25 protein-coding genes, 1 tRNA gene and 1 other RNA gene are annotated in these 25,796 nt (G+C 66.2%); 16 read left to right on the forward strand and 11 right to left on the reverse strand.

Annotated elements, in window-relative coordinates; all coding sequences use genetic code 11:
* Nucleotides 1-19 precede the first annotated feature (19 nt).
* From SBA_RS11660 to SBA_RS11685, 6 genes are all read right to left on the reverse strand, one after another.
* Complete coding sequence (locus tag SBA_RS11660) at nt 20-1,201, reverse strand: molybdopterin molybdotransferase MoeA (RefSeq protein WP_261934540.1); 1,182 nt, start codon at nt 1,199-1,201, stop codon at nt 20-22.
* Entirely contained in the window at nt 1,198-1,671 is a 474-nt protein-coding gene (gene moaC, locus SBA_RS11665; protein WP_261934541.1) for a cyclic pyranopterin monophosphate synthase MoaC, read from the reverse strand. The genes SBA_RS11660 and moaC overlap by 4 nt, the downstream gene beginning before the upstream one ends.
* Entirely contained in the window at nt 1,668-2,459 is a 792-nt protein-coding gene (gene trpC, locus SBA_RS11670; RefSeq protein WP_261934542.1) for an indole-3-glycerol phosphate synthase TrpC, read from the reverse strand. The genes moaC and trpC overlap by 4 nt, the downstream gene beginning before the upstream one ends.
* On the reverse strand, nt 2,456-3,448 hold the full coding sequence (gene trpD / locus SBA_RS11675) for an anthranilate phosphoribosyltransferase (RefSeq protein WP_261934543.1): 993 nt from the start codon (nt 3,446-3,448) through the stop codon (nt 2,456-2,458). Before trpD ends, trpC begins: the two co-directional genes overlap by 4 nt.
* Before the next feature lie 157 nt (nt 3,449-3,605).
* Nucleotides 3,606-4,196: an anthranilate synthase component II gene (locus tag SBA_RS11680; RefSeq protein WP_224546120.1), complete on the reverse strand. Its 591-nt coding sequence runs from the start codon at nt 4,194-4,196 to the stop codon at nt 3,606-3,608.
* Nucleotides 4,197-4,253: 57 nt separating this feature from the next.
* Nucleotides 4,254-5,009: an NRDE family protein gene (locus SBA_RS11685; protein WP_261934544.1), complete on the reverse strand. Its 756-nt coding sequence runs from the start codon at nt 5,007-5,009 to the stop codon at nt 4,254-4,256.
* Between the two features lie 39 nt (nt 5,010-5,048).
* On the opposite strand from SBA_RS11685, the gene ssrA reads away from it, so the two are divergent.
* Together ssrA and SBA_RS11695 are read left to right on the forward strand one after the other, a co-directional pair.
* Nucleotides 5,049-5,401: a transfer-messenger RNA gene (gene ssrA, locus SBA_RS11690) on the forward strand.
* 354 nt (nt 5,402-5,755) lie between these two features.
* Entirely contained in the window at nt 5,756-6,145 is a 390-nt protein-coding gene (locus SBA_RS11695) for a tetratricopeptide repeat protein (protein ID WP_224546122.1), read from the forward strand.
* Nucleotides 6,146-6,271: 126 nt separating this feature from the next.
* On the opposite strand, the gene SBA_RS11700 is transcribed toward SBA_RS11695, so the two are convergent.
* Entirely contained in the window at nt 6,272-8,971 is a 2,700-nt protein-coding gene (locus SBA_RS11700) for a TonB-dependent receptor domain-containing protein (protein ID WP_261934545.1), read from the reverse strand.
* Between the two features lie 91 nt (nt 8,972-9,062).
* A complete protein-coding gene (locus SBA_RS11705; RefSeq protein ID WP_261934546.1) occupies nt 9,063-10,661 on the reverse strand; it encodes a hypothetical protein in 1,599 nt (532 codons plus the stop codon).
* Between the two features lie 239 nt (nt 10,662-10,900).
* Between SBA_RS11705 and SBA_RS11710 the strand changes: the two genes are divergently transcribed.
* Entirely contained in the window at nt 10,901-12,340 is a 1,440-nt protein-coding gene (locus tag SBA_RS11710) for a CYTH and CHAD domain-containing protein (protein WP_390902333.1), read from the forward strand.
* 6 nt (nt 12,341-12,346) lie between these two features.
* Here SBA_RS11710 and SBA_RS11715 read toward each other — a convergent pair whose 3' ends face one another.
* On the reverse strand, nt 12,347-13,006 hold the full coding sequence (locus SBA_RS11715) for a prolyl hydroxylase family protein (RefSeq protein ID WP_261934548.1): 660 nt from the start codon (nt 13,004-13,006) through the stop codon (nt 12,347-12,349).
* A gap of 171 nt (nt 13,007-13,177) precedes the next feature.
* Here SBA_RS11715 and SBA_RS11720 point away from each other — a divergent pair, with 171 nt between their 5' ends.
* From SBA_RS11720 to SBA_RS11780, 13 genes are read left to right on the forward strand one after another with little or no spacing between them, the layout of a single operon-like run.
* Nucleotides 13,178-14,047, forward strand: a complete 870-nt coding sequence (locus SBA_RS11720; protein WP_261934549.1) for a type II secretion system protein N — start codon at nt 13,178-13,180, stop codon at nt 14,045-14,047.
* Nucleotides 14,044-16,251, forward strand: a complete 2,208-nt coding sequence (gspD, locus tag SBA_RS11725) for a type II secretion system secretin GspD (protein WP_261934550.1) — start codon at nt 14,044-14,046, stop codon at nt 16,249-16,251. Before SBA_RS11720 ends, gspD begins: the two co-directional genes overlap by 4 nt.
* Complete coding sequence (gspE, locus tag SBA_RS11730) at nt 16,248-17,789, forward strand: type II secretion system ATPase GspE (protein WP_261934551.1); 1,542 nt, start codon at nt 16,248-16,250, stop codon at nt 17,787-17,789. The genes gspD and gspE overlap by 4 nt, the downstream gene beginning before the upstream one ends.
* A complete protein-coding gene (gene gspF, locus SBA_RS11735; protein WP_261934552.1) occupies nt 17,782-18,999 on the forward strand; it encodes a type II secretion system inner membrane protein GspF in 1,218 nt (405 codons plus the stop codon). The genes gspE and gspF overlap by 8 nt, the downstream gene beginning before the upstream one ends.
* An 11-nt stretch (nt 19,000-19,010) precedes the next feature.
* Nucleotides 19,011-19,535: a type II secretion system major pseudopilin GspG gene (gene gspG, locus SBA_RS11740; RefSeq protein WP_261934553.1), complete on the forward strand. Its 525-nt coding sequence runs from the start codon at nt 19,011-19,013 to the stop codon at nt 19,533-19,535.
* Nucleotides 19,536-19,563: 28 nt separating this feature from the next.
* Nucleotides 19,564-19,971: a GspH/FimT family pseudopilin gene (locus SBA_RS11745; protein WP_390902449.1), complete on the forward strand. Its 408-nt coding sequence runs from the start codon at nt 19,564-19,566 to the stop codon at nt 19,969-19,971.
* A 37-nt stretch (nt 19,972-20,008) separates the two neighbouring features.
* Nucleotides 20,009-20,335 (forward strand): type II secretion system minor pseudopilin GspI, encoded by a 327-nt coding sequence (gene gspI / locus SBA_RS11750; RefSeq protein ID WP_390902450.1) that lies wholly within the window; start codon nt 20,009-20,011, stop codon nt 20,333-20,335.
* The gene (gspJ, locus tag SBA_RS11755) at nt 20,335-21,012 is read left to right on the forward strand and encodes a type II secretion system minor pseudopilin GspJ (RefSeq protein ID WP_261934555.1); all 678 of its coding nucleotides are present in this window, start codon (nt 20,335-20,337) and stop codon (nt 21,010-21,012) included. The genes gspI and gspJ overlap by 1 nt, the downstream gene beginning before the upstream one ends.
* On the forward strand, nt 21,005-22,027 hold the full coding sequence (gene gspK, locus SBA_RS11760; RefSeq protein ID WP_261934556.1) for a type II secretion system minor pseudopilin GspK: 1,023 nt from the start codon (nt 21,005-21,007) through the stop codon (nt 22,025-22,027). Before gspJ ends, gspK begins: the two co-directional genes overlap by 8 nt.
* Nucleotides 22,024-23,148, forward strand: a complete 1,125-nt coding sequence (gene gspL, locus SBA_RS11765) for a type II secretion system protein GspL (RefSeq protein WP_261934557.1) — start codon at nt 22,024-22,026, stop codon at nt 23,146-23,148. The genes gspK and gspL overlap by 4 nt, the downstream gene beginning before the upstream one ends.
* Nucleotides 23,145-23,633 carry a type II secretion system protein M gene (locus SBA_RS11770; protein ID WP_261934558.1) on the forward strand — a complete coding sequence of 163 codons (489 nt, stop codon included), beginning with the start codon at nt 23,145-23,147 and terminating at the stop codon, nt 23,631-23,633. Before gspL ends, SBA_RS11770 begins: the two co-directional genes overlap by 4 nt.
* Nucleotides 23,630-24,352, forward strand: coding sequence for a type II secretion system protein N (gspN, locus tag SBA_RS11775; RefSeq protein WP_261934559.1), 723 nt, complete (start codon nt 23,630-23,632; stop codon nt 24,350-24,352). Before SBA_RS11770 ends, gspN begins: the two co-directional genes overlap by 4 nt.
* Entirely contained in the window at nt 24,349-25,089 is a 741-nt protein-coding gene (locus SBA_RS11780) for a prepilin peptidase (RefSeq protein ID WP_261934560.1), read from the forward strand. The genes gspN and SBA_RS11780 overlap by 4 nt, the downstream gene beginning before the upstream one ends.
* Before the next feature lie 5 nt (nt 25,090-25,094).
* Here the strand turns inward: SBA_RS11780 and SBA_RS11785 are convergent.
* Together SBA_RS11785 and SBA_RS11790 are read right to left on the reverse strand one after the other, a co-directional pair.
* Nucleotides 25,095-25,171: transfer RNA gene (locus tag SBA_RS11785), tRNA-Pro, on the reverse strand.
* Between the two features lie 274 nt (nt 25,172-25,445).
* The gene (locus tag SBA_RS11790; protein ID WP_224546154.1) at nt 25,446-25,649 is read right to left on the reverse strand and encodes a hypothetical protein; all 204 of its coding nucleotides are present in this window, start codon (nt 25,647-25,649) and stop codon (nt 25,446-25,448) included.
* Nucleotides 25,650-25,796 lie beyond the last annotated feature (147 nt).

The raw sequence follows: 25,796 nt of genomic DNA on the forward strand, positions 1-25,796 counted from the left end.
TAGTCAAGCACCGAACATGTCAGGGCAGCGGCAGGATCACCACCCGATCGCCCGGTGCGGCCGGTGGCGATCCGGCCGGGCGCAGGATCAGGCAGTCGGCTTTCGCCATGGCGGCGGTGGCGGCGCTGTCCTGCGACGTCACCGACACGATGCCGTCCTGCCCGCGCCATGCGCGGAGATAATCGTCGCGATCGCCGGTGGCCGGGAGAGGAGAGGCGAGTGGCGCGTCGCTCATGGGCGGAAACGGATCGCGCGCGCCGCCCAGATGCCGGACCAGCGGGAGCAGGAACAGCGTCGCCGTGACGAAAGCCGAAACGGGATTGCCCGGAAGGCCCAGGAACAGCGTATCGCCGATGCGACCGGCCATCAGCGGTTTGCCCGGCCGCATTTTGATCTTCCAGAAATCGAGCGCACCGCCCGCCTTGATGAAGGCGGGCCGCACCAGATCATGGTCGCCGACGGAGGCGCCCCCGGTCGAGACAATGATGTCCGCCGTCCGCGCCCGATCGAGCGCGGACGCCATGGCGTCGAGATCGTCCGGTACGATGCCGAGGTCGATGACGTCGCAGGGCAGGGCGGCGAGCAGGGCGGCAAGCATCGGCGCGTTGGAGGAAGGCAGGAAACCCGGCGGCGTCGGGGCGCCGGGCGGCACCAGTTCATTGCCGGTGGAGAGCAAAGCGACCGTCGGCCGCTCACCCACCGGCACGGCGCCATGACCGCCCAGCACCGCCAGCGCGATCTGCGCCGGACCGAGGCGGCTGCCTGCCTCCAGCAACAGGGCGTCCTGCGCGAAGTCGGAGGCGGCGCTACGGACATGGCGGCCGGCGGGCAGCGGATCGGCGCTGGCGGTCAGCCGATCGCCGTCGCGGGCCGCATTTTCCTGGATCAATATGGCGTCGGCACCGGGCGGCAGCGGTGCGCCGGTGAAGATGCGGCTGGCCTCGCCGGGCGGCAAGAGCGGAAGGTTAGCCGTTCCGGCTGCGCTTTCGCCGGTGACGCGCCAGGGACCGGGCGCCTCCGCCGCGCGCACGGCATAGCCGTCCATCGCCGAAAGGTCGGTCCAGGGCTGGTTGCGCAGCGCCGCCAGATCCTGCGCCAGCCAGCGGCCGACGGCGGCGGTTATCGGCACGGTTTCGGTCGCCAGTCGCGGGGCGAGCGCGAACAGGCGCGCCTGCGCTTGGGCCACCGGCAGCAGACTCATGGCGTGCGCCGCCAGTCGCCGGATTTGCCGCCGGTCTTGGCGATCAGGCAGACGCCGCCGATTATCATGGACTTATCCAGCGCCTTGGCCATGTCGTAGACGGTAAGCAGCGCGACGGAGGCCGCGGTCAGCGCCTCCATCTCCACGCCGGTTTGGCCGGCTGTGCGGGCGGTGGCGGTCACGGTGACGCCGCTGTCGTCAAGGGAGAAATCGACTGTCACGGCGCTCAGCGCGATCGGGTGGCAGAGCGGGATAAGGTCGGCGGTGCGCTTGGCGGCCATGATGCCCGCCACGCGCGCCACGGCGAGCACGTCGCCCTTTTTCACCAGGCCGTCGGCGATGGCTCTGGCTGCCGTCACGCTCATGTCGATCCGGCCGGAGGCTATGGCCTCGCGTGCCGTGACCGCCTTGGCCCCGACATCGACCATCCGGGCCGCGCCGTCGTCGTCCAGATGGGTGAGTCCGGTCATGCGCCCGTCAGCAGATTGTGCGTCGCCGCCTCGACATCGGCCTGGCGCATCAGCGTTTCACCGACCAGGAAGCAGCGCACGCCATGATCGGCCATGGCGACGAGATCGGCATGGCCGGTCAGGCCGCTTTCTGCGACAAAGGTGCAGCCTTCGGGCGCCTTGCCCACCAGTTCATAGGTGCGAGCGAAATCGACGCTGAAATCGCGCAGGTCGCGATTGTTCACGCCGATCAGGCGCGAGCGGAGCTTCAGTGCGCGTTCCAGTTCGGCTTCGTCATGCACCTCGATCAGGGCGTCCATGCCGAGGCCCAGGGCGGCGTCTTCTATTTCCTGCATCTGGCCATCGTCCAGCGCGGCGACGATGATGAGGATCGCGTCGGCGCCGAGCGACCGGCTTTCCAGCACCTGCCAGGGATCGACCAGGAAATCCTTGCGCAACACCGGCACCGCGCAGGCCGATCGGGCGGCCATCAGATAATCGTCATGACCCTGAAAATAGGGTTCGTCGGTCAGGACGGAGAGGCAGGCGGCGCCACCGGCCGCATAGGCCCGCGCATGGGCGGGCGGATCGAAATCGGCGCGGATCAGCCCTTTGGAGGGACTGGCCTTCTTCACTTCCGCGATCAGGCCGAAACCCGTGCGGGCGGCATTGTCCAGCGCCTGGCGGAAGCCGCGCGGGGGCGTCTGCTCGCTGGCGCGGGCGTGGAGCGCCGACACGCTGGTCGCGGCCCGGCGGCGGGCGACGTCTTCACGTTTGAAATCGCAGATTTCGATCAGCTTGTTGGTCATGTATAGGCAATCCAGCAATTGAGGAGCGCGTTGGCAAGGCCGCGGTCGATGGTTTCGGCGGCCTCCTCCACGCCTTCGCGCAGATCGGGGACGGCGTCGGCGACGACAAGCGCCGCGGCCGCGTTGAGCAGCACGGCGTCGCGATAGGCGCCCGGTTCGCCTTGCAGCAGGGCACGGAGCGCAGCGGCGTTATGGGCGGCATCGCCGCCACGGATCGCCTCGACCGGCTGGGTGGAAAGGCCCAGTTCGGCGGCGGTCAGGCGGTGCATGGCGACGAGGTCATGGCCCTTCACTTCCGCCATGTCGTTGCCGCTGGCGAGCGAGAGTTCATCCAGTCCTTCGTCGCCGGAGATGATCATGGCATGATCGACGCCCAGGTCGGCAAGCGCCTGCGCATAGATGGGGACATAGGCCGGCCGAGCGATGCCGATGAGCTGGCGTCGAACCCTGGCCGGATTGGCGAGCGGCCCCATCAGGTTGAAGATGGTGCGTTCGCCGATCGCCTTGCGGATCGGGCCGAGCCGCTTGAGCGCGGGATGATAATTCTGGGCGAAGAGGAAGCAGATGCCGAGATCGGCCAGCGTCGCTTCGGCGGTGGCGGCGGCCCGATCGAGGTCGAGGCCCAGCGCCTCCAGCGTATCGGCCGCGCCAGCCTTGGAAGAGGCGGCGCGGTTGCCATGTTTGGCGACGGGCACGCCCGCCGCCGCGACAACGAGCGAGACGGCTGTGGAGACGTTCAGCGTATGATGGCCGTCGCCGCCGGTGCCGCAGACGTCGATCGCGCCGTCGGGCGCGCCGACCGTTATCATGCGCGCCCGCATGGCGCGGGCGGCGGCGGCGATCTCCACCGCGCTTTCGCCCCGGCGCGCCATGGTGACGAGGAAGGCGGCAATGTCCGCTTCGGGAAGGTCGGCGTCGAACAGCAGGTCGAAGGCCTGGGCTGCGGCGTCGGGTGCGAGCGGTAGGGAAGGATCGGGCAGGCGTGTCATCGCCCCTGCCTTAGTCGGCGGGAGGGCGCGGAGTCGAGAGGGCGTGCGTGCCTAGCTTCGCACTTTTCCCGCAGATTTTGAAATTGCGTTTCCTATTATGGCAACATTCGAAAAGCGATCCGCCTATGATAAACCGATCGCCGCCGATAGGAAGGGGTCAGGCCGCTTCGCGCTGACGCACAGGGATGCCTGCAATCTCCATGAAATTGGCCAGCATGTCATGGCCATGTTCGGTGGCGATGCTTTCGGGATGGAACTGCACCGAATGGATCGGCAGGGTCGCGTGGCGGAAGCCCATGACCGATCCGTCTTCGCTGGTCGCGTTCACCACCAGGCTGTCGGGAATATCCTCCACGATCAGCGAGTGATAGCGGGTCGCGGTGAAGGGCGAGGGCAGACCTGCGAACAGGCCGGTGCCGTCATGGGTGACGGGCGAGGTCTTGCCGTGCATCAGCCCGCCGCGCACCACCTTGCCGCCGAAATGCTGGCCGATCGACTGGTGACCCAGGCACACGCCCAGCAGCGGCGCGCCCGCGTCGGCGCAGGCCGCGACGAGGTCCAGGCTGACGCCTGCTTCATTGGGGGTGCAGGGACCGGGCGAAAGCAGGAATGCCTTTGCGCCGCTGGACAGGGCCTGGCCCGCCGAAATGGCGTCGTTGCGGACGACCTCCACCTGCGCGCCCAGTTCCATCAGATAATGGACCAGGTTCCAGGTGAAGCTGTCATAATTGTCGATGACGAGGATCATGGGCAGAACCTTAGCGCGGGATGAGGGCGGGGGGAAGTGGGGAGGGACGGTTAGCCATCACCAGCGGAAGCCGAGCCGGGTTTCGCCCGTATCGCCGCCGTCGCGGTCGAAGCGGCGTTCCACGATCTGGCCCCGACCGTCGCGATCGACGGCGATGACGGTGCTGCAGCGCGTGCCATAGAGCGGGTTGCGGATGAAGATGGGGGAGGCGGCGGCTTCGTCGGGAGCGTCTGAGGGCGTGGCGGGGGCGATGCCGGCGTCGGGCAGGTTTTTCCGGCGCAGTGCCTCGAACAGGGCGGCCGGGTCATCGGCATCTTCGGTCAGCCAACCGAGCAGGGCGGTTTTGAGCGCCAGCGTCTTGGGCCATGGCGCGTCGAGCGCGCCGTTGGACAGGCCGTACAGGCCCGGCGTCAGCCGCGTGCGCAGCGGTTGCGGACGATTGGTGAGAAAATCGGCGCGATCGGCTTCGACCAGAATCAGGTTGAACGGGTTGAAATCCTCCAGCCGCGCCTGTGCGACATCGACATAGGCGCCGTCGCCCGCCAGCAGGTCCGTCACGAGCGCGCCGCGGGAGGCGCGGTCCGGCTGCGGGCCGCCATAGCCGCGCAAATTGGTGACGATCGCGGTCCGGCCCGCTTCCGATACGCCAAGCCATGTGCCGCCCGATTGCAGGTCGCGCCCGGCGATCAGGCCCTTGCGGTCGCCCCAGCGGGCGAGCGGGGCGGCGGGGCGCGCATGATATTCATCGCGATTGCCGATCAGGATGAGGCGCCAGCGCGGATGCGCCGCCCAGGCCATGGCCATGATGCACATGGGGCCGATGTATCGTCCCGGCCGCATCCCGCAAGTCCATGACTTGAAAAACCCGTCGCGTGGGGCCATATGGGTCGCGCCGGGTTCGCCCGGCTATGGTGATAAATTGTGTCGTATAATAGATGCAGCGGACCCGGGGGCAGTACCCGGCGGTTCCACCAGAAGGCCCGATGGCTTAACGCTTTGGGGTTTCCTGACGGGGCCGAACTAGGATCGACGTGTGTTCAAAGGCGATATTTTTACCCGGCCCGTGTAAGCCGTTAAACTGTGCAAAACTCACAAGTGCCAACGATAACGAAGCACTCGCCATTGCAGCGTAACTGAGGGCCTCACGGCCTGACGTTACTCTAAAATAGCGCGGTTGAACCCACCGGGCAACAGAAGGGAATTCAGCGGCCCCCGGAGGCGCCGGGCAACAGAAGCCTCCGGACCTTTCCACGATCGTCATGGCATATGCGATGCGCATTCCGCATCGTCCGACAGGAGTCGCTGTGGCGGATGCCCGCGATGATGGGCAAGCGGCGTCCGCCGCGTGCGAGCGATTGTATGATGTCGATGATTCGAATCATCTTCAATCTGCGACGATTTTCGATTACGCTTTTATGACAGTCTTGCGTAAAATTCATAAATTATTGATATTAAAGCAAAGAAAATAGTTTTTGCTGGTTCGATGCGCCCTTGTCCTGATGTCATCTAAATGAAATACTTCTGGCTATAGTAAGAGGTTTTTTCTGGAGGCATGAGAGATGAAGAAGGTCGCTGTAATCATGGGTCTGGCGCTGGCGGCGATGACGCCGAACATGGCCCAGGCGGCGGCCGAAGGGCAGGACGTCGTGGTCGTGGGTGGTCCCGAAGGCAGCCTGGCCGCCAAGGCGCTGGCCAGCGGCCGCTTCGATGCGGCGCTGCGCAAGCTGCAGCCTATGCAGGTCTATGGCGAGAATGACCCGGCCCGCCTCATCAATCTTGGCAACGCCTATGCGGGCGTCGGCCGCATGGCCCAGGCGCGTGAAGCCTATCGTTCCGCTCGCTTCGCGCCGGAAACGACGCTCGTGCTGGCCAATGGCACGGAAGAATCCTCGCGCTCGGTCGCGCTGCGGGCGCTCAGCCGTCTCAATCCCAGCTACGCGATGCGTTGATCGCACGGCATAAGCCGTAGGGAGCGGAGGCGCCGTCCTCGCGCACGGCGCCGCCTCGCATATTGCCCATGAAAAAGGCCGACCGGGTTGCCCCGGCCGGCCTTTTTCATGCGGTCGATCGTCGGATCAGAAGGCCACGGTGAGCGAGGCCGCGATCGTGGTGCCGATCTTGTAGCGGTTATAATAGACCTTGTTGCCGTCCTGCTCCTGGAACTCCTGGAACTTGCGGCCCAAAATGTTGCGCGCTTCGAACTTGACTTCGCTGTTGATGCCGCCGGGCAGCTTCACACCCTGCCGCGCGACGAAGTCGAGCTGAACGCCCGGCTTTTCCTTGATGTCGGGCTGCAGATTGGGACCGCGGCTGGTGACGCGCGGGCTGGCATAGGTCAGCAACAGCGTCTGCTGCGACAGTTTTTCGGTGTCTTCCAGGCCCAGTTGCAGGTTGACCAGATGGTCCGACTGGCCCGTCAGCGGCGCGCCGTCGACGAAATAGTCCGACGCAGCAGGCAGGTCGCCGGTGGTGTAGGTATAGGGGATGGTGGTGTCCCCGTCGCTCACCTTCAGCTTGGACTGGGTGTAGGTATAGTTGGCGATCAGCGCGACCCGGCGGCTCTGGAAGAAGGCCGAATCCATCCCGTCGAGCGGGATATATTTCTGCGCTTCGAACTCGGCGCCGTAGAGCGTGGCTTCCGGCGCGTTGGCGAAGCTGGTCGTCACCGCATAGGTGTCGCTGATGGTGGTGTAGGTTTCGATCGGATTCTTGATCTTCTTGTAGAAGGCCGATGCGGTGAGGCGTTCCTCGCGACCCATATACCATTCGGCGCGGATGTCCGCATTCCACAGCTCGCTGTCCTGCAGGAACGGATTGCCGCGGTAGAAGCGGTTGGAGTCGGTGTCGATGAACGGCTGGGCGATCAGTTCGCGGAACTGCGGGCGGGCGAGCGTCTTGGAACCCGATGCGCGGAATTGCAGGCCGCCACCCGCGTCGAAGGTCAGTGTGACCGCGGGCAACCAATAGTCGTTCTTGATCTGGTTGAAGGGCGTCACGCCGGTCGCATAGACGTCCACGCCCGTCACCGACTGGCGGCCGCTTTCGTAGCGGACACCCGCGTCGATGCTGAAGCCGGGGAAGAGTTCGGCCTTCACCTGACCATAGCCGGCATGGACGCGCATGGCGGCGTCATAGACCGGATAGTTGCCGGAGAAGTCGAGCAGACCCAGATCATAGAGCTGGATCGTCGCGTCCGACAGCAGATAGTCGGGACGAAGTTGCTGCACCGGGATCGGCAGGTTGACTGCGTCGAAATGCAGTTCGTAGCGCGACGAGGTCCGCTTCGTATCGGTATAGGCGTAGCCGCCCGTCACGACGAATTTGGGTGCGATCTTGAAGCTCAGGTCCGCGCCGCCCGACCAGAGATCTTCGTTCAGATCGCTGAAGGTGACCGAAGCGTCGCCGCGCTGGCGGTTGAGCGCGTTGACGAAGCGATCGCCGACCGGATCGGTCGCCAGATCGCGATTGGTGCGGACATAGACGAATTCCCGCTCATAGGGCGCTTCGCGTTGCGAATTGGCATAGCCGCCGCGCAGGTCGAGGCTGATCATGTCGTTGAACTTGAATTCGCCGGTGAACTGGGTGTCGATCAGCTGCCGCTCATACCAGGCGGTCTGTTGCGTGAGATAATCGGCGCCCTGGATCTGGCCGTCATTCTGGCCGACCGCGAGCGACGCGCGCTTCAACGTGTCGCGAATATAGAGGTTGGTCCAGCGAACCTTCTGGTCGCCCCATTCCAGGCCGAAGCCCAGCAGGCCGTTGACCGTCACCTGATTGTCGGTGACGACCTGATGGGCGCTCTTGCCCGCGCCTTCCGACACGGTCAGCGACGCCTGCTGCAGGTTGTCGCGGGTGCGCCACTTGTTGCTGTAGCCCGCCGTGGCGATGACGCCCAGGCGCGCATCGCCGATATCGAACGCGGTGCCGGCATTCAGCGTGCCGGAGAAGTTGAAGGGCAGGCTGTTCGTCCGTTGCACGACCGAGGTCTTGCTGTTGAGGAACTGCATCGCGATCGCCTGCTGGTCGGCGCGTTCGATATTCGCGAAGGGCACGCCGGCGCCGAAGGCCTGCTTGAGCAGCGGCGGCACGTCGCGCGAGCTGTCGTCGAAGCCGGTCCAGTCGGACTTGGCGCCATAATAGGTGTAGCCGAGCTGGCCCGAGGTTTCGGTGTTGGCCGAGCTGCCGACGCCGAATTCCAGATAGGATTCGGTCGGGATCGCCTTGGTCGTCAGGTTGATGACGCCACCGCCGAATTCACCGGGGAAGTTGGCCGAAAAGCTCTTCTGCACCAGGGTCGATGCGATCACGCTGGTGGGGAAGAGGTCGAGCGGCACCACGCGCTTGAGCGGTTCGGGGCTGGGCAGCGGCGAACCGTTCAGCAGGGCGAGCGAATAGCGATCGCCCAGGCCGCGGACATAGACATAGCCGCCCGATACGACCGACAGGCCGGTGACGCGCTGCAACGAACCGGCGATGTCGCCTTCGCCCGTACGCTTGATGTCGGCGGCGGACAGGACGTTGACCACCTGCGGCGCGGACTGCGAGATGTTGCTGTTGCGACGGCCGGTGACGATGATGTCGGAGCCGGGGATCGACACGTCGACATTGCCCGACTGCGCATCGGCTTCGTCGGCGGCGCTGGGCGTGCTCGACATGCCGGCATCGCCGGTGGTCGCCCCGCCAGCTTGGCTGGCATCGGTCTGCGCCATCGCCATGGGAGCGACCAGCGCGGTGGAAATCAGGAGCAGGCGCGCCAGACTGAGCGGCTTCGACATGCTATATATCCCCCTTGGGAAAATTTAGTGCAAAGAAGGCGGGGAAGCGCGGTTGCACGCTCCCCCGCCCCTGTTGAGGTCGTGGGTCCGATCAGGTCGTCGGAATGGCGGTGCAGTTGCCGCTGGTGCTGCCGAAGCTGGCGGTCACCGAGTTGCAGGTCCAGCCGGCATACCAGGTGTCGCTGCTGTCCTTGACCGCACCGATATAGTTGGTGGTGGTGAAGGCGGCGTCTATCGTCTTGGGGTCGATCGCGGTGCGGGCCGTCTCGGTCGCGCCGTTGATGAACAGGTTGGTCAGCGACGGGGTGTAGCTGATCGTGCTGTTCGCACCGGCTTCGAAGATCGACTGGACCAGGGCGGCGTCAACGCCGGTGCCGGTGCCCTTATAGGGCGTGCTGTTGCACTGCATCACCACCGACAGGTAGCGCGGCTTGCCCGCATCCTGCAGCGTGGTGTCGGCGTCACGGACCGCAGCGGCGCCGTTGATGCGCAGGCAGCTCTGGTTGGGGCTGACGATGATGCCGTTGACCAGGGCCAGGTCGGCACCGCCGCGCAGCAGCATTGCCGCGCCGTCGTCACCGGTGTTCGAACGCTGGATATGCGTGAAGTTGGCGACCTTCAGATACTGGCGGGGCAGGGCGTCCTCGCTGGCGTTGCTGTTGGTGGCCGAACCGTTCGAGTCGGTTTCGAGGAAGGTGTCACCGACATTATTGCCCTCGCGCTGGGCGGCGATGACGAACTGGGCGGTGCCGCGGAAGCCGACGTCGGTGTCGAGATTGTCGTCTTCGTTGCCGGTCAGCACCAGATATTTCATGTTGAAGCTGCCGCCGAACGCTTCGATGCCGTCGTCAGAGCTGTTGTGGACCTGGATATGGTCGATCACGGTGCCGCTGCCGACGCCCGACGGGGTCAGGCCCTGCAGTTCCTTGCCGTCGGCGAGGACGAAGCCCGAATAGCGGATCTGGACATAGCTGAGGCGACCCGAATTGTCGGTGTCGGTCGCGCCGCCGTACAGGGCGTTGCTGGTGCCTTCGGTGTCGCGTTCGCAGGCGGTGGTGCCCGGTGCGGCGGCCGGTGCCTGGCAATCGGTGATCTTCGCACGGCCGAGCAGCACGATGCCGCCCCACTGGCCCGACGACTGGTCGGTCGCAGCGCCGGTGACGTTTTCACGGCTGGTGAAGATGATCGGCGCGGTGGCGCTGCCGACGGCGCTGATCTTGTTGCCGCGGTTGACCGCCAGATAGGCGTTGCCGGTGCTGGCGAACACGATCACGCCCGGATCGATGCTGAGCGTCACGTCGGTATTGGTGCTGGCGGCGCCCTGGTCGGTGCCGACATCGACGCGGCCGGGCAGCGAGTAGATCACGCCGGTGGTCTTGGCGATCGCCGTGGTCGCGGTGAAGCGCGCCGGGAAGGCGCAGTTGCGCCAGGTGTTGGTGCCGTCCGTGATGGTGCCAAGATCGCTCAGCTGGTTCGGGCCGGCGATGGTCGGGCAGTTGGCCGCTGGCGTCACCGCAGTCGGCGTGGGGGTCGGCGTGGGCGTGGGGGTCGGCGTGGGGGTCGGCGTCGGCGTCGGGATGACGATGGTGCCTTCGCCCGGCGAAGCGATGTCGTCGGCGCCGCAGGCGCTCAGGCCCACGCAGGCGCAGCTCGCCATCAGGATCGTTTGGATACGGTTAATCTTGGCCATGTCGTCTCCGCTCCGGCCTGTTGCCGGGATTGTTGAAGTGCGGAGCGCAGGGGAATTTCGACTCGGACAACGCCCCCTGTCGCCCTCAGAACGGGCAGTTAGGCGCGGCACATGACAGGCTGATGCTGCTTCTATGACAATAACGCGTCTTTAAAATGACAGTTTGGAGACGGTGGCGACGTTTCCATGGTTAAGGCCGTTCATGCTAAGGCGCGAGGCGGGCGGGACGCTGGCAGGAGATGGGCTTGCAACCGGAAATCGAACTGAAGCTGGACCTGGCGCCGGAAGCGGCGGACATGTTCGCGCAATGGCCGTCGCTGCCGGCCGATAGTCAGACGGCTGCGTTGCACGCCACCTATTTCGACACGCCCGATCATCAGCTCGGCAAACGGGGCATGAGCCTGCGCATCCGGCGGTCGGGCCGGCGGCGCGTCCAGACGGTGAAGGCCGATGGCCGCGATGGCGCGGGCCTGTTCGCGCGCGACGAATGGGAGATGCCGGTGCGCGGCGCCAAGCCGGTGCTGGACGCGCGCACGCCGGTCGTTGCGCTGCTGGGGGAAGCGGTGGCGGAAGTGGATAAGCTCTTTACCGTCGATGTGCAGCGCCGGACCTGGGCGGTGACGCAGGACAATGCGACGATCGAGCTGGTGCTGGATCGCGGGGCCATAATGGTGGCCGGGCGGGAACAGGCGATCTGCGAGATCGAGCTGGAACTGAAGGCGGGCGAACCGGCGGCGCTGTTCGCGCTGGCGCGGCGGATCGATGCAGACATCGCCGTGCGACCCGGCGTCCTGAGCAAGGCGGAGCGCGGCTATCGACTGACCGAGGCGCTGCCAGCCGCGATCAAGGCGGAGCCGGTGGCGCTCGATCCTTCCATGACGATTCGCCAGGTCTTCCTGCGGATCGGTGCGGCCTGCCTGCGTCATTATCGGCTGAACGAAGCGCTGCTGCTGGACCATTATACGCCCGGAGCGCTGCATCAGGCGCGAGTCGCGATCCGACGGCTGCGATCCGCGCTGAAATTGTTCGCGCCGCTGTTGCCGACGGCGGATCTTGCCCGCTTTCAGGGCGAATTGCGCTGGCTGGCCGCTGTGCTGGGCGAGGCGCGCGACCTGGACGTGCTGATGCCGCGGATCGCCGACGGCGCGATGCGCGTGCCGCTGGAAGAGGCGCAGGCGGCGGCGCACGATCATGTCCTGCAATGGCTGGCGTCTGCGCGGGTGCGGATGCTGCTGCTCGATCTTGTCGAATGGCTGGCGCTGGGCGCGGGCATGGGCGCGAAAGCCAGTCGGTCGGCCGCCCCTTTCGCCGCGACGCGCCTGCGCAGGCTGCGCAAGCGTATCGCCAAGGAGGGCAAGTCTATGGTGCGGCTGAGCGACGGAGCGCGTCATGAGGTGCGCAAGGATGCCAAGAAGCTGCGCTATGGCGCTGAATTCTTTGCCGGACTGTTCGATGAAAAAAAGAAGCATCGCAGCCGGCAAAAGGCATTTCTGGGCAAGCTGGAAGCCATGCAGGACGTGCTGGGTGCGCTCAACGATCTGGTCGCCACGCCCGCGATCCTGGCCCGCCATGGACTGCCGGGCGATATCGGAGCGGGCGGGGCGGAGAAGGCGGACCTGCTCGCCGCAGCGGCGCGCGCGCATGGCGAACTTGTCGATGCGCGCCGTTTCTGGACCTGAGCCGCGTCAGCCCCAGGGGCGCTCGCGATACCATTTGGTGATGACATGCTTCACCCCAGACCGCACCTTCATGCCGTGATGGAGGCTGGCGGGGTTCGGCTCGCCCGATGCGTTGCGGTTGTTCCAGGCGAGTAATTTGCCGGTTTCCGGCTGGACGGTCTTGCCGATCTTGGTGAAGCGGGTCGCGCCGCCGGCCATGGGTTCGTTCAGATAGACCATCAACGTCCAGGTGCGATTGCCCGCCACCGAACAATATTTCGCATAGTCCGACCCCTTCGGATCGAAATAGTCGGTATGCGCCTTGAATTCCTGGCCCACGTCGTAGCGCTGGCCCTGGATCGGTTCGCCATAGGGCGCGGCTATCCCCGCGAAAGCGTCCAGCCGCGCATTGATCGCGGCGACGAAAGGATCGGCATGATCGAGGTCGCAGGTCTCGCTGGTGCGAAAATAGCCGTCGCCATTGGCGTCCGCAATGGTGGACGGCCGCCGTTTGGCATCGATTCGCGCGATCAGCCCGGCGCATTCTTCCGCGTCCAGGAAATGGCGCTGGATGAAGAGCGTCAGTTCACGGTTGGGCACCCGCTGGATGCGCGGATGGGCGGCGATCCAGGCCGGGTCGGCATCGGTTGCCGTTGGGGCGGGGGGCGGGGCGGTCAGGTCCGGCATGGAAAATCCCGAAAGAAGCAAAGATGCGGTAAGACGACGCCACAGCTATATTCCGGCCCCTAAAATGCAAGGCGCCAGCGCTATGTCATATTACCGCAATATAACTGTCATGCAGCAGTAAGATCATCTGCCTAGCAGGCTCCCGAATGATTGGGGGCTTGGGGCAGCATCATGCGAGTGCCATTTAGCGACAGGATGCGCGGCTTCGGACGCGGGAAGACGGCGGCCATTCCCACGATCGACTGGCTTGGGCTGCTCGAACGGGTGTTGCTCGTCCTGCTGGCTTTGCAACTGGTACGGCTGATCTGGGCGGTCGTGGCGCCGGTCGGCAGCTTCGGACCGTGGGAAGGGCGTCAGGCGCAGATATTGTCGCCCAGCGCGCGGCAGGCGCTGTTCGCCAGCTTCGATCCCTTTTTCCGCACGGGCGCGCCGCAACAGGCGGGTAGTGGCGTCGTCACTTCGCTGGCGCTGACGCTGTATGGCGTGCGGCTGAACGAAGGGTCGGGGCTTGGATCGGCCATCATCGCCGCGCCCGACGGGGTGCAGAACAGCTTCGCCGTCGGCGATGAGATCCTGCCGGGCGTGGCGCTGAAGGCCGTGGCGTTCGATCATGTGACGATCGACCGGGGCGGCGCGGAAGAACAGATTTTCATCGACCAGTCGACCCCGGCCCCCGAAGCCGAACCCGCCGCTGCGGTCGCCTCGGTTCAGGGCGCTGGCTGGCAGAGCGCCGCCCCACCGCCACCCGCCGCACCCGGCGCCGGTCCGACCGTGGACAGCCTGAAGCGCGACATCGGTTTTGCCCCGCGGTTGCAGAACGGCCGTGTCACCGGCCTTGCGGTCATGGCTAAGGGGCCGACCTTCGCGGGCGCGGGCTTCCGGCCCGGCGACATCATCAGCCAGATCAATGGCCAGCCGATCGGATCGGCCGGCGACCTCCAGTCTCTCCAGAACCAGATCGCGCCCGGCGCGCGCCTTTCCCTCACCGTCGAGCGCGGCGCCGCCGTGGCATCGGTCAACATCATAGTGCAAGGCCAATGACCCGCAAATTCCTCCTTACCGCCGCCACCGCGCTCGCGCTCGCCACGCCCATCGCCGCGCCGCTCCTGGCGCAGCAGACGCTCAATGTGCGCGACGCCGATATCCGCGCCTTCATCCAGGATGCTGCGCGGGTCACCGGCCGGACCTTCATCATCGACAACAAGGTGCAGGGGAAGGTTTCGGTCGTGACCGACCGGCCGCTGTCGCGATCCGAATATTTCGAGATCGTGCTGTCCACGCTGCGCGCCAACGGCCTGGTGGCGGTCCCGGCGCCCGGCGGGGCCTATCGCATCCAGCCGGCCGATGGCGCTGCGGGCCAGCCGAGTAGCGTCGGACGCGCCGCCAATCGCAACAGCTTCGTGACGGAGGTGTTTCGCCTGCGCTCCATCGACGCGGCGAGCGCGCTGGAAACGCTGCGCCCGCTGGTCAGCAAGGAAGGCTCCGTCACCGCCAACCGCGCGGGCAACAGCGTGGTCGTGGCCGACTATGCCGACAATATCGCCCGCATCCGGCAGGTGATCGCCCGTATCGACCGCGATACGTCGTCGACGCAGATGGTGATGCTGAAAAATGCCGGCGCGCGCGAAATCGCGACCTCGCTCCAGGCGCTGGTGGCGAGCGGGGGGGGCGGGGAGAACGCCGCGCCGTCGGCCGCGACCGTGGTGCCGATCGACAGCAGCAACGCCGTCGCGATCCGCGGCGACGCCAATACTGTTGCGCGACTCGCCGCCATGGCGCGCCAGCTCGACCAGCAGGCGGCGAGCGGCACCGAAATCCGCGTCTACTGGCTGGAACATGCCGACGCCGAAAAGCTGCTGCCGGTATTGCAGCAGCTTGTGGGCCAATCGACCAGCCAACCGGTGACGGCTTCCACCCCGGCCGCCGGCGGGCAGGGCGGTGCGCCCGCAGCGCAGGCGGCTGCGCCGGTCGCGGCGGCATCCTCGTCCGCATCGAGCGGCGGCGGCATTTCCACCCGCGGCCCGGCGATCGTCACCCGTTACGAAGGCGCCAATGCGATCATCGTCGCGGCGAACAGCGACGTGCAGCGGATGCTGGGCGAAACCATCCGCCAGGTCGACACCCGGCGCGAACAGGTGCTGGTGGAGGCGATCATCGTCGAGATCAGCGACGCGGCCGCCAAGAAGCTGGGCGTGCAGTTCCTGCTCGGCAGCACATCGACCGGCTTCGCCGCGAGCAACTATTCCAACGCCTCGCCCAATCTGCTGACATTGGCGGGGGCCTATGGCGCGACGCAGCTCGGTACGACGACGACGACCGTGGTGGCGCCGGACGGTACTAAAACGACGACCGAGGTCCAGAATAGCGGCGACCTCGCGAGCAGCTTGCAGGAAGCGGCGATCAGCAGCCTGACCAGCGCAACCGGCGCGATTGCGGGGCTGGGCGGCAGCATCGGCAAGAACGGCATTTTCGGTGCGATCATCAATGCGGTCAAATCCGACACCGAAAGCAACCTGCTTTCCACGCCGTCCGTGATGACGCTGGACAATCAGAAGGCGTCGATCCTGGTCGGGCAGCAGGTGCCCGTTACCACCGGCGAGGCGCTGAGCCAGAATTTCGACAATCAGTTCCGTACCGTCCAGCGTCAGGATGTCGGCATCAAGCTGGAAGTGAAGCCGCAGATCAACACCGGCGGCGCGATCAAGCTGTTCCTGAAGCAGGAAGTGTCGAGCGTGGCCGGGCCGGTCAGCAACTCCAGCAGCGACCTCATCATCAACAAGCGCGAAATCGAGACGACCGTGACCGTCGATGACGGCGAGATACTGGCGCTGGGCGGCCTGCTGGACGATAATGAGCGCAAGACGATCGAACGCATCCCGCTGCTGTCTGATATTCCGGGGTTGGGCGAATTGTTCAAATCGCGCAGCAAGAGCCGGACCAAGACCAATTTGATGGTCTTCATCCGGCCGACCATTCTGCGGTCGAAGGAGGATGCGCAGCGGCTGACGCAGCAGCGCTACGGCTATGTCCGGGGTATGCAATTGCAGCGCAATCCCGATGTCGAACCGACGATAGACGAACTGGTGCGCGACTATATGGGCGCGACCCCGCCGGTCGCGGCGCAGCCGGGCGATGCGGTGGTGCAGCCCGATGCGGCGCCCGCGCAGGTCATCGAACCCACCGTCCGCCAGTCGAGCGGCGTGGTGCGGCCGGTCGAAATACCGGCAAGCGGAGGGCGCAAGTGAGCGAACAGGCGCACACCGATATCAGCCCGCCCGCGCAGCCGCCGCGGGCGATCGACATACCTTATGTCTTCGCGCGCAGGCATGGCGTGGTCATGCTGCCGGTCGAGGGCGAGCGGCTGACCATAGCGGTGCGCGCGGGGAGCGATCCGCGCGTGCTGCTAGAGGTGCGGCGGCATCTGGCCCGCAGCTTCGACGTCATTTTCGTTGAACCGGCAGAGTTCGACCGGCACTTGTCGAACCATTATGCGATGGAGGGCAGCGCGGCGGCCATGGCCGGATCGCTGGAGGTCGGCGCGGACGAACTGGACATTTTGGCCGCCGACATTCCGACCGCCGACGACCTGCTCGACAGCGCCGACGATGCGCCCGCGATCCGGCTGATCAACGGCATCATCGCCGAAGCGGCGCGACAGGGCGTGTCGGACATCCATATCGAACCCTATGAAACCGGCCTGATCGTGCGGATGCGCGTGGACGGCGTGCTGCGCGAGACGCTGCGGATGCCGCCGCATGTCGCGCCGGTCGTCGTCAGCCGCATCAAGGTGATGGCGCGGCTCGACATCGCCGAACGGCGCGTGCCGCAGGACGGGCGCATCGGCCTGACGCTGGGCGGCAAGCTGCTCGATGTGCGCGTCTCCACCCTGCCCAGTCGGGCGGGCGAGCGGGTCGTGCTGCGTATCCTGGACAAGGAAAATGCCGGGATCACGCTCGACCTGCTGGGCATGAACGGGGTGCCTGACCGCATCTTCCGCGAAGGATTGAGCGAACCCAACGGCATCATTCTGGTCACCGGGCCGACCGGGTCGGGCAAGACGACGACGCTCTATGCCGGCCTGCGCCAGCTCAACGACGGATCGCGCAATATTCTGACCGTCGAAGACCCGGTCGAATATGCGATGGAGGGCGTGGGCCAGACCCAGGTGAATGCCAAGGTCGGCCTGACCTTCGCGGCGGGCCTGCGCGCGATCCTGCGGCAAGATCCCGACGTCGTCATGGTCGGCGAAATCCGCGACCGGGAAACGGCGGAAATCGCCGTGCAGGCGTCGCTGACGGGGCATCTCGTCCTGTCCACCGTCCACACCAATGATGCGGTCGGCGCGATAACCCGGATGCGCGATATGCGGGTAGAACCCTTTCTGCTCGCCTCTACGCTGCGCGCGGTCATCGCCCAGCGGCTGGTTCGGCGGTTGTGCCAGAATTGCCGTGAACCGGTGCAGGCCGACAAATCGGCCAGCGCATTGCTGGGCTTCGACCCCGGTACGATCATCTATCGGGCGAAGGGCTGCGACGAATGCGGCGGCAGCGGCTATAAGGGCCGCATCGGCGTGTTCGAGGCGATCCGTGTGGACGACACTATCCGTCGCCTGATCAACGACGGCGGCGACGAATCGCTGATCGCGCGCCATGCCTTCCTGAATGCCCCCAATCTGGGATCGGCGGCGCGGGCGCTGGTGCGCGACGGCCAGACCACGGCGGAGGAAGCCATACGCGTGTCGCGCCGCGACGCGATCGAGGCGGAAACCATAGTCGATGGCTGATTTCGACTATAGCGCGATCGACCCGGCGGGCCGGGAGCGCAGCGGCAGCATCAAGGCCGGGACGATCGAGGATGCGCGCGCCAAGCTGGATGCGCGCAAGATGTTCATCGTGCGGATCGAACCCGGCGCGGTGGAGACGGCGCGCAAGCGGGCGAGCCTGTCTCTGCGCACGCCGCGCCTCAGCCCCAAGGAACTGACGCTCTTCACGCGCCAATTAGCGACGCTGACCCAGGTCAGCCCGCTGGAGGAATCGCTGCGCACCATCGGCCGCCAGAGCGAGCAGGACCATGTCCGCGCGATCGTGGGGAAGGTCCATGGCGGGGTGATGGAAGGGCGGCGGCTGGCCGATGCGCTGGGCGCGGAGCCGAAAAGCTTCCCGCCGCTCTATCGCGCGATGATCTCGGCCGGTGAAAGCTCCGGCAGCCTGCCCACCATCATGGAGCGCCTGTCCGACCTGATGGAACGGCAGGCGGTGATGCGCTCGAAGGTGCTGACAGCCATCGCCTATCCGTCGGTGCTGGCAACTTTTGCCGTGTTCGTGGTCGCCGCGCTGATGATCTTCGTCGTGCCCAAGGTGGTGGAGCAGTTCGACACGGTCGGACAGGAATTGCCGCTGCTGACCCGGATCGTCATGGCGATATCGGCTTTTCTGGCCGCCTATTGGTGGCTGCTGCTGATCGCGATGCTGCTGGCCGGCTTCGGTTTCTGGCGCGCGTTGAAGAATGACGGCTTTCGCTATCGCTTTGACGCGATGCTGCTGGGGCTGCCCGTGCTGGGCAGGTTGATCCGTGACCTGCATGCCGCACGGATGGCGCGCACCCTGTCCACCATGGTCGCCAGCCGGCTGCCGCTGATGGAGGGGCTGACGCTCACCGCCAACACGGTCCATAATCGCGTGCTGCGCAAGGCGTCGGACGAGATCGTCGAGGCGATCCGGGGCGGCGGCAGCCTGTCCGCGGCGCTGCGCCGGGCGGGCGTGTTTCCCCCGCTGCTGGTCTATCTGGCGGCGACCGGCGAGAGCGCCGGGCGGCTCGACACCATGCTGGAACGGGCTGCCGATTATCTGGAACGCGAATTCGACGCCTTCACCTCGACCGCGCTTGCCATGCTGGAGCCGATCATCATCATACTGATGGGGGGCATCGTCGCCGTCATCATCCTGTCCATCCTGCTGCCGATCCTGCAGCTGCAAAGCCTCACCGGGGCTTGAAGGAGTTGAATATGTTCAATCTAAAATCCGTTCGGGCTGAGCTTGTCGAAGCCCTCTCTGGCTTCAAAACAAAAGAAAAGCCCTTCGACAAGCTCAGCGCGAACGGAGACGAGACGTCAGGTGAAGCCGGCTTCACGCTGGTCGAACTGATGGTCGTCATCGTCATCATCGGCTTGCTGGCGACGATCGTGGCGATCAACGTCATTCCGGCGACCGATACGGCTCGCGTCGAAAAGGCGAAGGCGGACATCGCCACCATCGAACAGGCGCTGGAGCAGTATCGGCTCGATAACCTGACCTATCCGGCGGGATCGGACGGGTTGCAGGCCTTGCTCAACCCGCCCGCCTCGCTGGCGCAGCCGCAGCGCTATCGCCGCGGCGGCTATATCAAGAAGCTGCCCGACGATCCGTGGGGCCGCGCCTATGTCTACACCGTGCCGGGCCGCAAGGGCGCGTTCGACATCAGTTCGCTGGGCGCGGACGGCCAGCCGGGCGGCGAGAGTGAAAATGCGGATATTTATTCCAGCGAACTCTGAAGAGAGCGGTTTCACCCTGCTGGAGCTGATGGTCGTGCTGACGATCATCGGCTTCATTTCGGCTGCCGTCGTGCTCGCCATCCCCGATCCGCGCGGACGCGTGATCGAGGATGCCGACCGCTTCGCCGCGCGCGTTGCCGCCGCGCGCGACGAAGCGGTCGTGACCGCGCGCCCGATGGGCCTGTGGGTGTCGGCATCCGGCTATGGCTTCCAGCGTCGCGAGGGAGGGCAATGGACGCCGCTGGAGGACAAGCCCTTCGTTACCGCCAATTGGAAGAGCGGCACCCGCGCTCTGGTGGGCAAGGATGGCCGCCAGCAGATCGCCTTCGACGGCACCGGCCTGCCCACCGATCCGCTGACCGTCACCCTGGCGGGCGAAGGCGAACGGGTGTCGGTGACCGTCGACATGGCGGGGAAGGTCATCGTCGGTGGGTAATGGAAGGCACAATGACGAGGGCTTTACGCTCCTCGAAATGCTGGTCGCGCTGGCGGTGTTCAGCCTCGCTGCGCTGGCACTGGTGCGGTTGCAGGGCGTAACGCTGCGCACCGCCGCCGATCTCGACAGCAAGGCGCTGGGCCAGATCGTCGCGCGCAACCTGATGGTCGACGTGCAGACCGATCCGCTCCCACCATCGGTGGGCGAGGAGGCTGGCGATGTCGACAATGGCGGGCGGCGCTGGCACTGGAGCCGGACCGTCAAGCCGACCGACGACCGGCGGCTGTTGCAGGTCGACCTGACCGTCGATGGGCAGCCGGGTGCATCGCCGGTGGTGCTCAGCTTCGTGCGGACGGTCGAGTGATGGCGCGCTTCCAACCTCCGTTCGAGCGTGAGGACGGCTTCACGCTTTCCTGGCGTTCCGCCGAACACGGCTTCACGCTGATCGAGCTGCTCGTCGCCCTGATGATTTTTGCCCTGCTGGCGGGGGCGGGTGTGCTGCTGTTGGGCAACAGCGTTTCGGCGCAGGCGCAAATCAAGGCGCGGCTGGACGATATGGCGGCGGTGCAGCGCGCGGGCGGGGCGCTGGCCGGCGACCTGGGGCAGGCGGTGCCGCGTATCACGCGGACCGAGGCCGGCACCCTGGCGCCCGCCTTCTGGGCCCATCAGGACGGCGAGAGCCAGCCGGTGATGCAGTTCGTGCGCGGTGGATGGGACAATCTGGGCGAGTTGCCCCGGCCATCCTTGCAGAAGGTCGAATATTGGGTGCGGCAGGGGCGGCTGGAACGACGCACTTACGCCCAGCTCGACGGCGCGGCGGGCGACGATCCGGCTGCGCTGCTGGAGAATGTCGAGGCGGTCGTGCTGCGCTTTCGGGACGCGCAGGGCAAATGGCGGGAGGATTGGACCCCGACCCAGCCCGACCTGTTGCCCCGTGCGGTCGAAATGACGGTGACGCGCACCGGCGAACCGCGGGTCATGCTGCGCTTTATGGTCGCGCCCGGCCCGGTGGAAAAGCTGGAGGTCGCGGCCGGTGCCTGATCCTCTTTCGAGCGTTCCGCCGTACACGGCTTCACGGGGCACCAAAAACGAACGGGGTGCCGCGTTGCTGACCGTGCTGCTGCTGGTAGCGGTCATGGCCGTGGTCGCCGCGACCGCGCTGGAGCGGGTCGCACTGGCGACGCGGATGACCGGCAATGGCGGCGCCGTGGACCAGGGCCGCGCCTATGCCGATGCCGCGACGGAAATGGCCCGGCTGCGCATCGCCGACCTGACCGAATCGAACCCGGCCAGGATCACGCTGGCGGGCGGATGGATGGGCACGCCGCAGAGCCTGCCGGTGCCGGGGGGTATCGCGACCGCGCGGGTGACGGACGCGGGCAATTGCTTCAACCTCAACAGCGTCGTCAGCGGCGAGAGCGAAACAAGCCTGAAGGTGCGGCCGATCGGCGTCGGCCAGTTTCAGGGTTTGTTGCAGGCGCTGGGCGTGGATGCGCGACAGGCGCAGGCCGCGGCGGCGAGCCTGGCCGACTGGATCGACACCGACAGTGCGCCCCAACCCGGCGGGGCCGAGGATGAGACCTATGCGCGGATGGAGCGGCCCTATCGCGCTGCCAACCGCATGATGGTGGATGCCAGCGAATTGCGCGCAGTCAGCGGGATCAGCCCCGCCATCTACGCGCTGGCGCGGCCATGGATTTGCGCCCTGCCGGTCACGACGCTGTCGCCGATCAATATCAATACGCTGTTGCCCGATCAGGCGCCGTTGTTCGCGATGCTGATGCCAGGACAATTGAGCGTCGGCCAGGCACGGCAACTGCTGGCGCAGCGGCCAGCGGACGGCTACGGCAGCACGGTGCAATTCTGGGCCTTGCCTTCGCTTGCCGGGCTTTCGCCGATGACCGAGGTGCAGGAACAGGTGAAATTGACGACGGGATTTTTCGGAGTGGACGTGTCGGTGGATGTCGGGGGAACGCAGGTGGTGGAGCGGGCACTGATCGATGCGCGGCAAAGCCCGGCGACGCTGGTGCGTCGCAGCTGGGGAGCGGGGGCATGAGCAGTCGCGACGCCCTGATCGTCATCCTGCCCGAAGCGGCGGGCGCGGAACCCCATTGGATGCGGGTGGTGGACGGCGCGCTGATCCAGTCGGGCATGGGCGCCAACTGGCTGGCGGCTTGCGGCATCGCCGCGCTGCCCGATCAGGCGCGGGTCATGCTGGTGCCGCCGGCGGCGCTGGTGACGTTGTATTGGACGGACTATCCCGACCTGCCGGTGCGGCAGGGGCGCGCGGCGGCACGGCTGGCGGCACTCGCCGGTGGGCTTGTCCCGTCCGACCAGTTGTTCGCCGCAACCGATGCCAATGAAGACCCCGCCCGCCCGCATATCGTCGCGGTTGCGAGCCGCGCCGACATGCAGCACTGGCTGCTTTGGGCGCAGCATCACGGGCTGGACCCCGACATCATCGTGCCGGCGCCGCTGCTGTTGCCGGAGCCGGAACCGGAGTGCGGCTTTACCCGCGGCCTGATAGCCGGCGACATGGTGTTGCGCGGCGTTGACATGGCGCTCACCGGCGATATGGCGTTGCCGGCACTGATCGCCAACGCGCCGATCATCGAGGTGTCGCCGGGGTTGATCGAAGGGCGGGCGATCGCCGCGCTGGACGCGCCGCCGCTTGATCTGCGGCAGGGTGATTTCGCCAAGCGCGTCCGCCGCGCGCTGGACCGTCGCATGATCGGCCGCATCGCGCTGTGGAGCGGGCTGATCCTGTTCGTGAGCCTCGCCATCGCCCTGATCGGCATCGCCAAGCAGCATATGGAAGCGAGCCGACTGGACCGCGAAAGCCTGGCGCTGGCGCAGCAGGTGACGCCCGGCGCCACCGACGCGGTGCAGGCACTGACGGAAATGGAGGGCAAGCTGGCTGCGCGGGGCGCGGGCGGGCGCGCTTTCACCGCGCCGGTGGCCGGATTGCTGGCGGCGATGCAGGATGCGCCGGGCGTCGCGCTGACCAGCCTATCGCGCGATCCCGACGGCATGGTCCGGGCCACCCTGGCCGCGGCCAAGGCGGACGACATCAACATCGTGCTGCTGGCGTTGCAGGCGGCCGGTTTCACGATCACAGCGACCCCGTCCCAGGAACCGGGCGGACGAACGCTGGCAGATATCACGGTGCGGTCATGATGGAACGGTTGGGCACATATTGGGCGGAACGCTCGACCCGCGAGCAATGGATGCTGGGCGTCATGTTCGCGCTGCTGGCGGTCGTGATCCTGTGGTTTGGCGTCGCCATGCCGCTCGACCGGGCGCAGCGCAGCGCGCGCGATACGCTCAATGAGGCGACTGACCGCAATGCGGCGGTGCGCGTCGCGGTGAAGCAGCTCAAGGCTTTGCCGCGCAACGCCGTCGTCACAGGACCGGTCGCGCCGGTCGACCAGTTCGTCAGCCAGAGCGCGGGCGAGGCCGGGCTGACGCTGGAACGGGCGCAGGCACAGGGCGGCGACCGGATCGACATCGCTATCGCTTCGGTGCGGCCGGTCGCGCTCTTTTCCTGGCTCGCCGCGCTGGAGGCGCAGGGCATCCGGGTGGACACGATGAGCGCGCGGCCATCGCCCACGGCGGGCAGCGTCTCGGTACAGGCGGTGTTGGTGCGGGGAGAGGGACAATGATGGGCCTGTCCCTGTCACGCCGGATGCGGATCATCCTGGTCGTAACGCTGGCGCTGGGACTGCTGCTGTTCCTGCCGATGCGAGTCGCGCTGGGCCTGGCCGGGCTGGAGCGGCTGGGCATTGCGGCGCGGGAAGTGCGCGGAACGGTGTGGAGCGGGCGGATCGACCAGCTCATGCTCGGCAATATGCCGCTTGGCAGCGTGCGGGCCGGGTTGTCGCCCGTCGCCCTGCTCGTGGGGCATGCGCGATTCGATATCGCGCGGACCAAGGGGCTGGCGGATGACGTTCAGGGCGCCTTGACGGTCGGTTTCGGCCGCATCGGTGTGGACGACGTCACCGGCGCGGTGCCGCTTGGTCGCACCTTCGCGCCGCTGCCGGTCGGCAGCCTGATGCTGGAGGATGTCAGCGCTTATTATACGGGCGATCGCTGCGGCCATGCCGAAGGCCGGGTGCGGGCGCGGATGGCGGGGCAATTTCCCGGCCTGAACCTGACGCAAGGCCTGTCGGGCGTCGTCAGTTGCGACGGCGACGCGCTGCTGCTGCCGCTGGTCAGCCAGTCGGGCTTGGAGAAGATCACTCTGCGTATCTGGCGATCAGGGCGCTATGCGGCCGAAATGCGCGTCGAAACCGCTGATCCGACGCTGGCGGCGACTTTGGGCCAGGCCGGTTTCGCCGGTGTCGGCAACGCCCAGTTGCTGAAGGTCGAAGGGACGTTGTGATCCAGCCGATCGCGGCGCTGGCCGGCGCGCTGGTCGGCGCAATCCTGGGCAGCTTTCTCGCCACGCTGATCCTGCGCTGGCCGCAGGGGCGGGGCGTGGTCGGCGGCCGATCGGCCTGCGACGGCTGCGGCCGGACCCTGGCGGTGCGCGACCTGATTCCGTTGTTGAGTGCGCTGGTCCAGCGAGGGCGTTGTCGTACTTGCGGCGCACATATCGACCCGCTGCATGGGCGGGTGGAGGCGGGATGCGCGATCATCGGCGCACTGGCGACCGGCGGGATGCCGGATTTGGGGGGCGTAGGCTGGGCGCTGCTCGGCTGGACGCTGCTGACGCTGGCGATCCTGGATTGGCGGCATTTCTGGCTGCCAGATGCGCTAACCCTGACACTGGCCTTTCTGGGCCTTACCATCGGCATGTGGGCGACTGACGTCATCCTGATGGATCGCGTCATCGGCGCGGCGATCGGCTATGGTATATTGCTGGCCATATCGCTGGGCTATCGGGCGCTGCGCGGGCGCGATGGCCTGGGCCTGGGCGATGCCAAGCTGCTCGGTGCGCTTGGCGCATGGTTTGGCTGGCAGGCGCTGCCTTTCATCCTGCTGATCGCATCGATGCTGGGGCTGGTGGTGATGCTCGTCAGCGGACGGGTGAAGAGCCGGACCGCGCAAGCGCCGCTCGGCACCTTTCTGGCGCTGGCTGCCTTGCCGGCGTGGATCATCGTCCTGCGACTATTTTAAAGCGGTGGTCGGGGAGACAGGATTCGAACCTGCGACATCCTGCTCCCAAAGCAGGCGCGCTACCAGACTGCGCTACTCCCCGACGAGCGGCGGCCTTAGCGGGGAAGCGCGCGTCCCGTCAATCGCCGATCGCGCGGATCAGTGAAAGAACAGCCACAATAGCAAAATGATGGGGATAGGCACGCCCAGCAGCCACAATAATATGCCCTTGCCCATGTCGATTTCTCCTTTGTCGTCGGGGATAAAACCGGTGGAGAGCCGCGGATGTTCCGTTGGGCAATTATGCAAAATGTCGGCGCAAACAAAAAGGGCGGGCCGTTAAGGCCCGCCCTTCGAGAATCTCGCAAATGCGAAGATTACATCGCGTTCGCGGCGTTGTTCGCAACGTTCGCGGCGTTGTCAGCAGCGTTGGCAGCATTTTCAGCAGCGTTGGCGGCGTTCTCGACAACGTTCTCGACGACGGCGTTCGAAGCGTTCGCGGTCTCGTTGGCCGGCTTCTCACCGCAAGCGGCGAGGGCCATCAGGCTGGCCGAAGCGAAAACAGCAGCGATCTTCTTCATTGTGTACGGCTCCCATAGCATTATGCCGCGTCTGGCACGTTACAAATGTGACCCTACGCGAGCGACCCGCATTAACGTGTGCGATGCACAAATCAATGCTTTTCTGCGCCGGTGAAACGATGGAATCACGCGACAGGGCGTTGTCTA

Source organism: Sphingomonas bisphenolicum, from assembly GCF_024349785.1.
GTDB lineage: Bacteria > Pseudomonadota > Alphaproteobacteria > Sphingomonadales > Sphingomonadaceae > Sphingobium > Sphingobium bisphenolicum.